Source organism: Treponema sp. (genome assembly GCF_052169735.1).
Taxonomy (GTDB): Bacteria; Spirochaetota; Spirochaetia; order Treponematales; family Treponemataceae; genus Treponema.
This window is the reverse complement of the sequence record NZ_JBQNBW010000005.1, coordinates 12,870-27,373: the sequence shown is the minus strand read 5'-3', so window position 1 is coordinate 27,373 and position 14,504 is coordinate 12,870. Positions and strand designations below refer to the sequence as shown.

Here is a 14,504-nt window from a genome sequence, read left to right as displayed (position 1 = left end):
AAACAGTAATGAGTACAGTAATCTAAAAATTCATAAAGCGTGTCTCTACATTTCAATATCATCATTTTTTACAATCCGCTCGGTTGCAAAAAAGATCAGAATAACCAGCGACATCATCACCACACCGATCGCTGCGCCGCTTCCGCTATCACGGATTGTTGCTGCAGAAGACGACGAACCAAAGACCAATTCATACATATAATTCATCGGCGCTACCGTATCGTTGGATAGATTGACTGGGCTGAACAGCTGCCCCCACACAAAAAAACCAACGGTATACACCGTCCACATCACAATATTCGTTCTCAAAACCCCGCGCAAAAACGGTACGGTAATATGGATAAAACGCTCCCACACATTGCAGCCCTCCAAATAGGCTGCCTCATAAAAATCACCCGGAATTTGCTCTATCCCGCTCATAAAAATCAGCATGTGGTAGCCTACCATTCCAAAGCAGTACGCAATCAGCATACTCCAAAAGCGCATCCCCGGCCCCGTCCACAGTGTTTGTGCCAATGTTTCAAATCCCAGCATACCGAACAGCTTGTTCAAAAGACCGTAGTCGCTATTGTATATATAGTTAATCCACATGGTTCCCATCGCGACCGCACTCACCACATTCGGCAAATACACAATACTGCGGTAAAATGACTTGAGCCGCGCTGACATCCCATTTGTCAAAATAACCGCAATCAGCAGCGCAAAAAACATAACCCCCACGCCGCCCCAGAACCACAGCCGGAAAATATTGTTCATCGACTGCAAAAACATCGGTGTGGTAAAGAGCTTTTTATAATTTGCAACTCCGGCAAACGACCATGCACTGAGCGGATCCGACACACTTACCACGGAAAAGAAACTCATTGCAAACGTCCGCAGTGTCGGATACAAAAACACCAGCACATAGCACAGCACTGCCGGTGTTAAAAAAATAATGATCATCGGTTTATTTTTTCTTAACATACCATTCTGCTTTTTTAATGGGTTGGGGATACCCCCAACCCATTATGTTTGTTTATTTTGCCATAGCTGCGGCAAAACCTTCAGCGTCGAGGTCGCCTTTTATCAGTTTTGCAAAGTTTTCTTTAATTTTTGCATTGATTTCAGGGTCATTTTCCATACCGACAGCCCAATCGAGCCGGTTTGTAGTGTTATCAACAATAACTTTTGCCTCCGCAAGCTGTGTGGGCCAAACGGTGTCATTCCCAGCAGGAATACCGATACTTTCTTTTGCAAGCTGGGCATCCCATTCTCCCGTTGTCAGCCATACAATCAGTTTAAAGGCTTCTTCCGGATATTTCGTATTCTTATTGATAGCAAAGCTCTGGCAGCCGTAGTTGTTTGCTTCAATTCCATCTCCGTTTTCAGACATTACAGGCCATGCAAATGCTCCCCAATTCAAATCCGGTGCTTGAGCCTTAATCTCGTTCGGCAGCCAGGTTCCATTCAAGTACATTGCTACCTTACCGACAGCCATTTCTTCAACCTGTCCTGCCGGCCAAATGTTGGATGCCGCTTTTGCACTGATATAACCGTTCTTTGCCATATTCTCCCAGATTTTACCAAATTCAAGCACCTGCGGTCCAGTAAAGTCCTTGTTATTCACCATAGCCAGCGTTGCTTCCTCACCAACCAAGCGGTCCATATTGTAGCCGAAGAAACATGCCATATACGCATCATCAACGGTAATAGCCGGAACACCGAGCACCTTGAGCTTCTCACATGCGATAAGGAACTCATCCCAGGTTTTAGGCGTGTTGGTAATACCCGCTTTTGAAAATAAATCTTTGTTGTAGAGCGTAACAAAGGCAGAAGGCTGATAGGGAATATTCTTTACCGTTCCGCCTCCCAGTTCCTTTGCCAGATTGTACAGCGTTTGATTTACAACGGTGTTATACGGTTTACCGCCGGTTGTGGAATATGCCTTGGCTGTATAGGTATCAAGCGGGAGCAAGTAGTTACCCCACGTGTTAAGCACCCGTTCAATATCTTCGTCAAAGAGGTCAATGGTTTCCCCTGCATCCAGCGCAGGCTGCAGTGTTTTGCGGATTTCCCGCCCGTTAAAGTTCACCTCTACCTCAATGCCTGTTTCCTTTGTAAAAGCTTCCACCGCCCGCGCAATTACCGTACCCTGCGGCTCCGCTTCGTTCCACATCGTCCAATACACCAATTTTGCTTTGGCTGTTTCCTCTTTTTTCCCGCAGCTTACGGTACACACCACTGCTGCCGCAAGCAAAACAGCAGCCAATACAACGCTTCTTTTTTTCACAATAGTCCTCCTTCAAGACAAAATGCCGCTTTGTATTGCAAACAGCATTTATCAGCCATCTTTAAAAATGGATGAATATTTCTAAAAATAACCTATTTACTATTGTATAATGCTTTTTTTCATACTGCAAGAGCAAAATACACAGAAGACCCGAAACGGAAATTTGTGAGTACAGAGCAAGATTGTAACAAACGGTGATGACAACTCTTGCCGCAGTAAATAAGTTATTTGCAGCAGTTTATCTTTTTAATTAAACCTATTCGAAAACGCAGTTAGCCAATAGGGCTAGTCTCGTATGGGAAGCGTGTTAAATGTTTTCTATCCGCTTGACGAAAAAGGTAAGGCAGCGCTGAAAACTGCCGATATTCTATAAGTGTCCTTATCAACTATCACCGCCTTCTAAAAGCTGATCGGTCTATGTTGACATGCGGATATCTGTAAAAACAATCTGCGTTTTTAAGGTATCGATAGGTGAAAATTCCGGAAGAGGATGCAATGGGAGTTTCTGATGAAAAAAAAGATAGTGTACATTTTATCCTGTTTTTTGATTGTGTATGGAGCTTCTGCTTTAGAACTGACCGTGCCGGAATTTCATTTTGATGTAATGGCAGGCAAGCCGCGGGATCAAAGCACAGTTAAGATCGCACAAGAAGCCGCTGTAAATTTCCGCTTACTGCAGGGGGAGCGGTTTTATAGCGATCTTGCCATTGGGATGCATATTTCTGATATTGTGCATTTTTTTCATCCTAATTATCAAAGCCGCTCTCTCGGGCACTTCGCTTTTGCTGATTTTTCGCTGAATTTTCCCCGGCTAGGCGGCCGCTATCTGAGCTTTTCAATATTTACCGGAAGACATCAAAGTCTTACCGGCTCCTCCTATAGTTTCGATTTTCTAAAACATGGTATACGTCCGGTTAAAGCCTATGATAATGATACGGCACATTGGTTCTTACCGGCGCAGGCACGGGAAAGTGTTGGCATAAGTTTTGCCGGATTAGTTGCAAACAGCGGTTACTTGGGGGCATCATTCGGATGGAATGCGCAAATTAAGGATAAGCAAGAATACGGAGTATATATGCAGGGCGGAGCATTTTCGAATATTGCGCTGACAAATGTATATTTTTCGGTGCATCTTGCTAATGGTGTTCAGGCTGTGTCATTAGATACTGCAGTGTCTGTACTTTTTACTCTCCATGATAACTTTAGCCTTTTTACTCAAGCCGGTTTGCATAAAACCAATATGAGAAGTACTGCACTGAAGGATGAGCTTTTAAATAATCTCTTCAGCTTCTTTGAGCCGCGGGTACACCTTGATCATATCGATTTTGATTTTACCTTCTTTGTTTCCAAGATTGGAAATAGTTATACTCCATTCCCGCGGGCACCACTGATGAAAATGTTCTCCGGTACTGCCGGTGACTTGTACGGGGGACTCAATATTTTTTCAGGATTTGGGAGCTTAGAACTGGATAAGCTGCAAGGCGGTTTTCATCTTCTTGTTGCAGCAAATATCAAAAACATGAAAGATTCTACTGCCTTGTTGGTTGCAGCGGTACCATTTTTTACGGTCAATATTGGACCATGCGATTTAGACTTTCGTGTTACCGTATATCCGCTTGCGTATACTACTCCTTTGTCTATGTTTGAGGGGAAAATAGCATTAAAACGAACGCTGTAAACAGATATCTTTGTAAGCAGGTATCTTACAGTAAAAAGAATCTTAAAATGTCAATTGCTGCGAAACCTCTGATTCTACCGGGGTGTTTCTAAAAATTGAGGTTTTTAGCGGTTCACACCAGTTATATCGAGATTGGAAAACTGGGGAGGGGGGATATCCAACCTTCTTTCCAATGCCAGAGCGGTTTTGAGAGCGATGACGAAAATGTTTGCACCCTATTAAAATCGGGGAGCCAGTCCTGATCGCAGACTAATTCTTGATAAAATCCGTCGTCAATATTTAAGTCATCCAGAAATGTTTTCAAATGCAGGTCTTCGGATTCATTTAATAGCCGGTTTTCGAAAGCGGTGATTTTCCGTGCCTGCGGATTTGCTGCAACAGGGGTGTACTGCGTCATCAAGGAGAGCAGGGCTTTGTGTTTGAGCTTGTGTGCAAACCACTGCAGCACTGCTTTTGAATCTTGTAGTTTTCCCGGTAGGGCTAGATGGCGAACAATCACGCCGCTCAGCATTTTGCCGAAAGGGTACCGTTCATCAGAATCAGTGATGAGCAAGGGAGAAAGAACAGACATAGCACCGATTGCGGTACAGGCGCGTTCAGGATAGTCCGGTGCGGCAAAAATCCGCAGGGCAGTGCTGCTGTCAAGGGTTTTTAAGTCCGGCAGCCAGCCGTCAACCAATCCCGCGAGTGCTTCCAGCTCCGGTACGGTTTCGTAGGCGGAAGAATTCCACACTACGGGTATGGTCAATCCCTTCCTTTTTGCCTCGCGCAGCCCGATACAGAGTGCCGGAATAGCATGACTTCCAGTAACAATATTGATGTTTTCTGCTCCTGCTGCTTGTAGTCTCAGGCAGATACCGGTAAATGTTTCCACCGTAACCGCAGCGCCCATTCCGTGTTGAGAAATTTGGAAATTCTGGCAAAAGGCACAGCGAAGGTTGCAGCCGGTGATAAAGATGGTTCCCGATCCACCGGCTCCGGTTACCGGAGGCTCTTCTCCAAAGTGCAGCCCTGCCCAGGCAATACGCAGCTCAGCGGTTTCGCCGCAAAAGCCTCGTTCGCCTATATTTCTGTTTATGCCGCAGTGTCTTGGGCAGGCTCGGCAGCACTCATATTCGGGGCAGCAAAAGTCCTGTATCACTGGCGGCACCTATTCAAATTTATGGCGTTCAACCATAACGCTCAGTAAGGTTTGAACAGTGTTCATATCGAGCGATTCAGCTGATTCGGAAATAATCATATCAAGCGCATCCCAATCTTCATCGGAAAAATCCATATCGGCACTAAAGCTCCCGTCAAAAAGTGCGAATACGGAATAGAACCAGTTCACGCCATCTTCCCGCGTGTCCAGCTGATGCGTATCCAGCCAGTGTTGTCCTGCACTTTCTGCCAATGGGAGGAGGGATTTATCATAACTACGGATGGTTTGTATAAAAAACGAGCATAATTCTTGCCGGAATGAGGAATCAGGCTGTTTTTCCATCCTCCGCTTGGCATCTGCATAAAATTTTCCTAAGATATTCATAGATATGCCACTATAAGAAAAAGACCGGTAAAAAGCAAGCTGAGTTTCTGTAGTTCCCTTGTTAAAAGCAGAAAAGTGTACTATAATTATAGAATGGCTATTAGTGGAAAACTCCCGGACATTTTGCGTACCTATGCGCTTCGTTTTAATAGTCCGTTTGTAGGTATTAGCGAGCTTGCTGAGTATTTGCATCGGTATGCTCAACGGAACATGGTAGAAAAGCCGGATTGTGCTCAATATCTTGATGTATCGGAAAGCCGGCTGATTACAGAACTGGAAGCCCTCGAGTCTGAAGGGAAAGTAGAACTTATCGATGATAAACGGAAAGGGAAAATGCTGTTTATCCCCTTCTTCTTTCTTGATAAGATTGCTCGTCAATACGATTCTATTAAAGAGAAACCTGAACTGCCCTTTCCTCTTGCAAGTGAAATTCCTCAGAATTTTTCCAAGCGCTTTCTCCGCTATATCAGAATAAATACGGATTTTACCGATCTTGAACCGGAAACGGGAAACAGCACCTTTCTCTATCAGCTTGGATTCCCTGATGACACCCCTGCGCTGATTTTTCCCGGTAACTTTTCTACCGATCAAATGCTGGATTTTGCAATTGCTAAACTGCGCTTTTTCTTTCAGAAGGATGAACTGCGGGATTTTATTCAAAAAAAACTCCTTACTGCGAATCCGGGCAAAGAGTACTCTATTAGAAAATTTATGCTTACCATTCAAGCTCATTCTTCCGAAGCAATGTATACGTTGAAAAAATCAGGCGATGTATACTTATACTGGAGCTATCTGTGTTCGGTCGTAAAGCAGGAGTTCGCTAAAAAAACAGAAAAAATGAATGATGAGATTACGATATTACAATCGATCTTTATCATTGAGTACTTGAATAATTATTATCGTAATACAACGCAGCAGTCTATACAGCGTGAAACTGCACTAAAAAATCTTGACTTGGCGCTGCAAAAACCGCCGTATTATTTTAATAAGGCGGCAATCGTTAATTTTAAAGATTCGCGCGGCGTTCCATTGCTTGGGCAGTACAGTCAGGAAGACCTTGAGCAGTTCATGCAGGAAAAAACATCGACAGACGGTGATATCGGTTTGCCGGAGCTGCTTAGTTTTAAAACCGGAGACGGTGAACGCTATTATATTATGCTGGAAAAGACTGTTCCGCTGCTTATTTCGCTCGTAAACGATAACCGGAAAAAAATTCGGGATGTGTGCTTAAAAAAGTGGTACCATCTGCTGATTCGATTTGAACAAACCGATGCAATGCATACGGATTCCGCTTTTAATGCGTTACTTAAAAGTTTATGCGCGGAATATGTCCCAATACTCTATTCATTACTTTCGGCATCGTTTATCTCGGCATTGGCAACGAATAAGCGTATTACCGAACATCAAGCAGCAGAAATACGGCGTATTTTTTCAAATGACCGACTCTTATCTTATACCGACTTATTTATGCTCAATAGACAGGAGCTCTTAACCGATACAAAGATACTCCTGCCGTTTTGGTATACCATTCCGGTTTTATCGTCTATTATTGCATTTTTTATACGTCCGCGCGGCAAGGGAAAAGATGCACCTAAGCGTGATACCGTGCAGCAAGAAAATAAAAAACTTGATCAACAGACTACTAAAAAAGTTTCTCCGCGGGAAATTGCCTATGAACTGCAATCGGAATTTGTACCGGAGGGAAAAAGCCTACAAGACTGTATTATCGAACAGCTTGATCGCTGGAACACAATCATCGATCCGGTGATTAGAAAACAAAATACTGAAGATGTCAATGCTTTTATCCGTGATCAGGTAAAACTGGCTCATAAAACACAGTCATTTACAAAACTATCCTCAGACCGTATTCATAATTTAGCAGAGGCAATTACCAGTACATCGGGACTGAGTAAGGTAAAGAATAGAGGCGCTCTGAAGCTCTATACCGAATATTATATTTTGTGGCTTGTATTACATTCAGTGTAATGCTCTTTGCGGGTTATAGGAGCTATAAAAAATTGCACTGTTTGCCTGCAAAAGGCTATCCGTTTCACTATTTTTTGTGTATTATTAGTAGCGAGTCTTAATATTGATTTTTGCAGAGAATTCGATGCCCCTGTTTTTGTCTTGAGGGGGATTATCAATGTGGATCCTAAACCGTGTGTAAGTACGGTAAAAATATATGAATATGAAGGAGCTATTTATGTCAGTATTATATCTTACAAAGGATAATTTTGATCAAACAATTACAGGCAACCCAACGGTACTTGTGGATTTTTGGGCGCCATGGTGCGGTCCCTGTAAAATGCTTGGACCTATTTTTGAAGAAGCCGCAGGAGACAATGCCGACAAGGCTGTATTTGCGAAGGTGAATGTAGATGAACAGCAAGACCTTGCTGCCCGCTTTGGTGTTACTAGCATCCCGACACTTATCACATTTAAAGATGGAAAAGAAGTAAAACGTTCACTCGGGTTTATGCCTAAGGAAAAAATAGCTGATTTGCTGTAAGCTAAGCAGAGCCTTTCAGCATGGTACAGGGATTTGTCAACATAAATATCGCCGGTATTCACAGAAATATCCCTGTACCAGTACTTTATACCCTGAATTTACTAATTTCACCGACAAGCCGGTCGATACTTTCTTTGTTTTTTCCCGTAAACGATTTTACTTCATATATCGAGTTATTAATCTTCATAAAGTTTGATGCTATTTCTTCCATCCTATTTTGAAGAATGTGTGTTACCTTGTCTAGTTTTCTCACTTCATCCATAACCTTTTCACTTCCGCTGGATATTTCTGCAGACCCTTGCTGAACCGAGTGTGTTACGGCATTTATATCTTGCATCGAGACTAGCACTTCTTTACCGGCCTTTGATTGCTCAGTCATAGAAAAGGCAACCATAGAAGCGGAGTTTTGTACTGCATCGGTATGTTGGGAAATAACGGTAAATTTTTCTACAGCCAATGACGCTGCCTTTACCAACTGATCTATTTCTGCTGTGATCATCTTTAATGTACCGCTAATTGTTTTACCTTGCGCACTCGATTCTTCTGCTAGTTTTCGTATCTCTCCGGCAACAACCGCAAAGCCTTTTCCCGCTTCACCTGCATGAGCGGCTTCGATAGCTGCATTCATTGCCAGTAGGTTTGTTTGCGCTGCTATATTCTCGATGACAGTTGAAGCTTCAAGTAAACCTCCTGATTGTTCTGCAATTTTTTGCGAAATAGTATTGGTCTCAACAAGGGTATTTTTGCCGTCGCTTGTTGCCGAAGAAAGAGACTGGAGGGCTGTGTTTGCCTTTTGTACACTCGCGGTAACTGCTTGGATATTTGCAACCATCTGCTCTACTGCTGCAGATACATTGCTAACGTCAGAGGACTGCCCTTCTATCGAAACATTTAATTCCCGTATTGATTCAATGATCTGCGCAATGGCACTGGAAGTTTCAGAAACACTGTGTGCTTGATCATCTGCGGCTCCGTGAAGACCATCGATATCCTCAGCAATCTGATTAATTGCATCTCCTGATTTTTGCATTTCCGAGAATAGATTTTCCCCAACCGCTGTCATATTTTTTGCTTCATCTTTCACTTGCTTGAATAATTCCCGCATCGTACTCGTTGTATGATTTACATAAGTGCCGATTTGTCCTATTTCATCCTTATAAGTGTCAGCCTCCGCGGTGAAATCTCCTTGAGCAAACGAACCCAATACTGTTCCCAGTCCGCTAATGCGTTTTGACATTCTTCGCGCATTCATTGCAATCAGCAGCGATACCAAAACCAGTAGAACTATTATCGCCACAATCGAGTCTAGCACAATTCCCAACACTGACGGTAAAAAATCCTGAATCGGAGCTGTTAGCACAATAGTATAAGGGAATCCCTTGGTAGCCGGTTTTTTTGCATAGATCATTTTGCCTTGCTCTTTTTCCATCCATGATCCTATATCCACATATCCTTGAATCGGCTGGGCTTCAGAAGGAATATAATCTTGTAAATGCTTACCGAATACAGCATCGTTTGATGATATGACGATGTTATCATCCGAGTCTACGAGATATAGTGTTGAATGGGCGCTCGGTACAGCCTGTTTTAAGCCCGTAACCGACGTTTCCAGCCCCAGTCCGACACCGGCAACACCAATAATCTGCTTTTGTGTTCCAAATACCTGCGCATTAATCCATAAAGCGGTAAGACCCGTTTCTTTATTTTTATTGATAAAAAAAGTGATCGGATCCTTGAGTTGCAAAGTTGTATAAAACCATGTGTCAGAATCATTTTTACTACTTAACTTTCCTACTTTCACCGCTTTATTTGCATCAGATTGGTAGTTTGCTTCCGCCTTGGCTCCGGCAACAAACACTGAAATGATATTTTCTTGCGATGCAAGGCTCTGAAAATCCCGCATTACTTCTGCCTTCAACGCTCCCTCAGGCTGTCCCTGCTCAACCCAGTTGATAAGATTATTATTCTCAGACCAATACTGTGCAGCTGAAAACCCCCTGATAAAATCTGTTTTTAAATTGATTGCCGCTGAATCGAGTATTGCCTTAGTACTTTCATAAAAACGCTGCTCGAATTTTTGGCGGACGGACAATACCATAAAGGTAAGGCTGAGTGCAGCTGTAACAAGTACGGTAATTATCATAAAAAGGCTGAGTTTAAAGCGTATTGACATCGTATTCCTCCTGATATTTTCCGGATTCACTGTCCGGACACTACTATCCTTTTGAGATTTTTTTCTAACGATTTATAATACGACGATTTGTGATATGGATATTTATAATAAGTGTACGCTGACTTATTTAAAAAGTCAAGTTTCATTTTTAATTCATCCTTCCGCTGTTTTTAGCAGCATGTTATTTTGTAATGGTTCACTCTTTATAACACTTACCTATTTTATCGCCTGCCTTCTAATAGTATCGGTGTATTTTCACTATATATTAGACCTATTCGATAACTGTGTTTTCGAATAGGTCGACGAGTTCTCAATCGCGCAAATAGCACGATTGAGAACATCGCATTTCAAGGTAACATGTTCAGAAACGGCAGTTTCCGAACAGGTTTATTTATCTACTTTAGCTGTCAAGTATAAGAGTCATTCTTAATTCATGTGGAGGGGGAATGCTTACATGCCGTGCCGGGGTCGGCGGTTTTCTTGTTTTAACAAAATCCGAACTTTGATCGCACTGCCAAGTATGTCTCCGGATAGACATACTTGGCGGGGCAGCGGCTTTAATATCTTCGTGTTGGGAGCGGAGCTTCGGGACATTAAAGCCGTCTCTCAAGTATTTTTGAATGGGTCAAAATGCGGGAATAGCCTCGGGTTCTTTCCGCAGTTCATCCAGTGCATCAGCGGGCTGTTTCCCGTTTTTAAAAACCGGCTTAAACTCAATATGTTCTGCTACAACCTTAATTTTGCTGTAGTGCTTACCGTCAGTTCCAACCCAGCGGTCTTGTTTGAGCCGCCCCACTACACGGACACCGCGTCCTTTCATGCAATTTTCCTGACACAGCTCTGCCAGCCGTGACCATGTTTCCACATCAAAAAACGATGTTTCCTGCGTTGTTTGGTCGTCCTGTTTAAAAAAGCGGTTGGATGCAATGGAAAAGAGACAGAGCGGTGTGCCCCGCGGTGTTGCTTTTACCACGGGGTCTCGTACAACATTTCCCTCAATAATCAACGAATTCAAATTGTGCATAGTATCCTCCTCCTCAAGGCAGCGGGTACAATGTGGTACATCCCCGCCTTGGGTAATAAGAGTCCCGGTCAGCTGGTTTTACAGCCGCCGGTCTCTTTTCAGTCTTGTATACTATATAGCCCGTTGATAAAGAAATGGCTAAAAATTTTTAGACTTTTTTACTTTTTTGCTAAAATTTTCAAAATTTTCCCAGCAGTTCATGGCAGATGATATACATACGCGGGATATGGAAGGGACCTTTGTACATATTTCCCTTGAGTGGTGTGGAAAGGCTGCCGTCACGGTGGAAATACCCGAACCACTCGCCGTATTCAGGATCAGGGAAGAGCTTGTGCGCATATTCGTGTGCTGTTTTGAATTGCTCAGCATACTGCTCCTTGCCGGTTAAATGATACGCCATCAGATTTGCAATAATGGCTTCGGTTTGCGGCCACCAGAACTTCATATCATGCCAGTATTCCGTTGCACTTTTACCGAGCGCATCCCGGAAGTAGATAATCCCGCCGTATTCGCTATCCCAGCCGCGCTTCCACATCCAGTCAAGCATCTGCGTTCCCAGCTTGAGGAGCTTGGCATCGTTGTTCCGGTAGCGTGCTTCGTTCATAATAAACCACGAACCTTCGATAGCGTGCCCGGGATTCAACAGCCTGCCTTCAAAGTGATCTGCTTGGAATGTTCCGTCGGGGGCGCATTGCTCCAGAACGGTTTCTAATTCAGGACGGATAAAATAGGTTTGTATTTCGGCTAAAAGCTCATCTATAAAGGCGGTAAGCGTTGCGGCTTTCTCAGGATAGGCTTTACGCAATTCCTGCGCAGTGTTTAAAAGTATCATTGGTACGCCAAAACCGCGGGATGGTGCATTTTGAGGGTCGAATTTGGGGATTAAAATACCGGGGGTATTGCGGATATGCAATATCTGTTCAAAAATCTGATACGCCCTCACCCGCATTTTTTCTGCCTCGGCTGTTTTCCCCGCCCGTGTCAATGCACGGCTATACGCTGCCATACCGACTACCGCAAAGGTCTCACTAAAAAAATAGCGGATGCGTTTAATAACCGGGCGACCGTCTTTTGTTACCCGGAAAAACATGCGTCCATCGGTATCAAAACAATGCGCCTCGATAAACTGCACGAGCGATTCACAGGCTGGTAAATATTCTTCGTGCGGTTCAACATCAGCGTAGGCTGAAGCAAGCGACCACAGCGCCCGTCCTTGAAACCATACGGATTTATCGGTATCAAGCAGGCTGCCGTCTCTATCAAGCGCTGTATAGATACCGCCGTTTTCCTTATCCATACCGTGTTTCAGCCAAAACTGCAGCACACTATCGGTGAGTCTTAGTTTATATTCGTCACGTAATTGTGCGTAATTCATAATAACTCCTGTAATCTTAGCCTTTTACCGCTCCCATGGTAATACCTTGGGTAAAGGATTTTTGGAAGATCAAGAAAATTGCGATCATCGGAATTGAGGCAAGGAGCGCTCCTGCCATTAAAACACCGTAGTTTGCCCCAAACTCCTGAGCCAATGTCGCCAAACCAAGCGGCAGCGTCAGTTTAACGCGGCTATTCAAAAATACTAACTGAGAAAAGTAGTCGTTCCAAGCAGCAATAAAGGTAAAAATCGCAAGCGCTGCAATACCGGGCTTTACCAGCGGAACGACGATGGTGGTAAATATTTTGAACTCTCCGTAGCCGTCTATTTTTGCCGCTTCAATCAACTCTGTAGGCATTGTCTGGGTAAACTGCTTCATTAAGAAGATACCGAATGGCCAACCTGCCGCAGGGAGTATACACGCTGCAAGCGTATCATGGAAGCCCCAGGAGGAAACCAGCTGCACCAACGGAATCAGGATAACTTGTTTAGGCAAGGACATCGCCGCAATAAAGATCCAGAACACTGTTTTCACACCGACAAAACGTTTTTTTGCCAGCACATATCCTGCCGACGTTGCCGTTGCACATACCAGCAGCATTGTTAAAATCGCGATAATAAACGAGTTACTAATCCACCGCGTTGTCGGCTGCTTAAAAAGATCAATAAAGTTGATAAAAGTCGGCTCTTTTGGGAACCATTGCGGAGGGAATGCAACCGCTACCAGCTGCTGCTTAAATGCTCCGGTGAGTATCCAGTAAAAGGGGAAGATAAAAAATACCGTCAGAGCCGTTAAAAACGTATAAATGATGATATTTGCAAAAAGAGACTCTTTATTTTTTTGTAACTGTGAACCCATCATAATCTGCCTCTCCTAATAATCAACTTCTTGACCGAAAATCTTATATTGCATTGTAGAGATCAATACAATACAAACCCCAAGCACCATCGCCATTGCAGAAGAATAGCCGAACTGGTACAGCGTAAATGACCGTTCATATACAAGGTACATGATGGTCGATGTGGCAAAATTCGGACCGCCGGCGGTGAGTAACTGAATGAGCGAGAAACATTGGAATGAGTTGATGGTAGAAATAATCAGAATATAGAGCGTTGTAGGCAGCAGCGCCGGCCATTTAATATAGCGGAACACCTGCCAGTTGCTTGCCCCATCAATCTCCGCTGCCTCGATCATACTGGTAGGAATATTTCCCAACGATGCGGTATATAATACAATCGGCTGTCCGACAGATGTAGTCAACAAAACTGCGGTAACTGCGCCGAGTGCATAGGTAGGGTCTCCAAGCCAGGCAATAGGTTCTTGGATAATGCCTAAGAACATCAGTACATAGTTTAAAATACCGTAGAGCGGATGGTATATCCAGCCCCATACAACGGTGATGCTAACAATGGAAGAAACGGCGGGAAGATAAAAAACGCCGCGGAAAAACGACCGCACTGCAGGCTTTTTAGTGTAGATATTTGCTGCAACAAAAATTGAAAAAATCAAGATGAGCGGAACGGTTCCTACAACAAGAATAAATGTGTTAAGTAACGATTTTAAAAATACGGGATCTTGAAAAAGACGTATATAATTTCCTAAACCGATAAACTTAAATTTACGCAATCCATAGTCAAAAAAACTAACGTATATTCCTCTAAAGATAGGGAATAATACAAAAATGGCAAAGAAAGCAAAAGCAGGCAGCAAAAAAATATAGGCAACAATAGTTTCCTGTTTAAGCTGTGGGCTTAGTTTTTTTACTCGAGGTATAGTCATGGGTATATCTCCACAATAAGGTGGTGCAGCCGGTTTTCATACCCTTCTATTACGGCTCAATAAGCGCCGGGGCATCAAACCCTTCCGCACGAATAAAAAAAGAATACCGCACATAGACGCGCGGTATTCCCGGGATGTCTCAAAAGCCGCTTAAGGTTTTGGACAGCCCCT

Annotated in this window: 12 protein-coding genes; 3 read left to right on the top strand and 9 right to left on the bottom strand. The window is 43.5% G+C overall.

Translation table 11 applies throughout. The annotated features are described in order from the left end of the window. Nucleotides 1–45 precede the first annotated feature (45 nt). Nucleotides 46–963: a carbohydrate ABC transporter permease gene (locus ACTTJ8_RS01660; protein WP_442720151.1), complete on the bottom strand. Its 918-nt coding sequence runs from the start codon at nucleotides 961–963 to the stop codon at nucleotides 46–48. A 52-nt stretch (nucleotides 964–1,015) separates the two neighbouring features. Beyond that, nucleotides 1,016–2,269 carry an ABC transporter substrate-binding protein gene (locus ACTTJ8_RS01655; protein ID WP_442720150.1) on the bottom strand — a complete coding sequence of 418 codons (1,254 nt, stop codon included), beginning with the start codon at nucleotides 2,267–2,269 and terminating at the stop codon, nucleotides 1,016–1,018. Nucleotides 2,270–2,777: 508 nt separating this feature from the next. On the opposite strand from ACTTJ8_RS01655, the gene ACTTJ8_RS01650 reads away from it, so the two are divergent. Further along, nucleotides 2,778–3,947, top strand: a complete 1,170-nt coding sequence (locus tag ACTTJ8_RS01650) for a hypothetical protein (RefSeq protein ID WP_442720149.1) — start codon at nucleotides 2,778–2,780, stop codon at nucleotides 3,945–3,947. A gap of 121 nt (nucleotides 3,948–4,068) precedes the next feature. Here the strand turns inward: ACTTJ8_RS01650 and ACTTJ8_RS01645 are convergent, their stop codons facing one another. Together ACTTJ8_RS01645 and ACTTJ8_RS01640 are read right to left on the bottom strand one after the other, a co-directional pair. After that, the gene (locus tag ACTTJ8_RS01645; protein ID WP_442720148.1) at nucleotides 4,069–5,088 is read right to left on the bottom strand and encodes a radical SAM protein; all 1,020 of its coding nucleotides are present in this window, start codon (nucleotides 5,086–5,088) and stop codon (nucleotides 4,069–4,071) included. Between the two features lie 9 nt (nucleotides 5,089–5,097). Further along, complete coding sequence (locus tag ACTTJ8_RS01640) at nucleotides 5,098–5,472, bottom strand: hypothetical protein (RefSeq protein WP_442715585.1); 375 nt, start codon at nucleotides 5,470–5,472, stop codon at nucleotides 5,098–5,100. A 93-nt stretch (nucleotides 5,473–5,565) separates the two neighbouring features. On the opposite strand from ACTTJ8_RS01640, the gene ACTTJ8_RS01635 reads away from it, so the two are divergent. Both ACTTJ8_RS01635 and trxA read left to right on the top strand, forming a co-directional pair. Beyond that, a complete protein-coding gene (locus tag ACTTJ8_RS01635) occupies nucleotides 5,566–7,458 on the top strand; it encodes a hypothetical protein (RefSeq protein ID WP_442715584.1) in 1,893 nt (630 codons plus the stop codon). Nucleotides 7,459–7,675: 217 nt separating this feature from the next. Beyond that, complete coding sequence (gene trxA, locus ACTTJ8_RS01630) at nucleotides 7,676–7,981, top strand: thioredoxin (protein ID WP_442715583.1); 306 nt, start codon at nucleotides 7,676–7,678, stop codon at nucleotides 7,979–7,981. A gap of 85 nt (nucleotides 7,982–8,066) precedes the next feature. On the opposite strand, the gene ACTTJ8_RS01625 is transcribed toward trxA, so the two are convergent. The 5 genes from ACTTJ8_RS01625 to ACTTJ8_RS01605 all read right to left on the bottom strand — a co-directional run bounded on the left by ACTTJ8_RS01625 (nucleotide 8,067) and on the right by ACTTJ8_RS01605 (nucleotide 14,333). Next, nucleotides 8,067–10,154: a methyl-accepting chemotaxis protein gene (locus tag ACTTJ8_RS01625; protein ID WP_442720147.1), complete on the bottom strand. Its 2,088-nt coding sequence runs from the start codon at nucleotides 10,152–10,154 to the stop codon at nucleotides 8,067–8,069. Nucleotides 10,155–10,779: 625 nt separating this feature from the next. Further along, entirely contained in the window at nucleotides 10,780–11,178 is a 399-nt protein-coding gene (locus ACTTJ8_RS01620) for a single-stranded DNA-binding protein (RefSeq protein ID WP_442719479.1), read from the bottom strand. 178 nt (nucleotides 11,179–11,356) lie between these two features. Further along, the gene (locus tag ACTTJ8_RS01615; RefSeq protein WP_442720146.1) at nucleotides 11,357–12,553 is read right to left on the bottom strand and encodes an AGE family epimerase/isomerase; all 1,197 of its coding nucleotides are present in this window, start codon (nucleotides 12,551–12,553) and stop codon (nucleotides 11,357–11,359) included. A 16-nt stretch (nucleotides 12,554–12,569) separates the two neighbouring features. Beyond that, nucleotides 12,570–13,415, bottom strand: a complete 846-nt coding sequence (locus ACTTJ8_RS01610; protein WP_442715579.1) for a carbohydrate ABC transporter permease — start codon at nucleotides 13,413–13,415, stop codon at nucleotides 12,570–12,572. Nucleotides 13,416–13,427: 12 nt separating this feature from the next. Next, nucleotides 13,428–14,333, bottom strand: coding sequence for a carbohydrate ABC transporter permease (locus ACTTJ8_RS01605; RefSeq protein WP_442715578.1), 906 nt, complete (start codon nucleotides 14,331–14,333; stop codon nucleotides 13,428–13,430). Nucleotides 14,334–14,504: the final 171 nt, after the last annotated feature.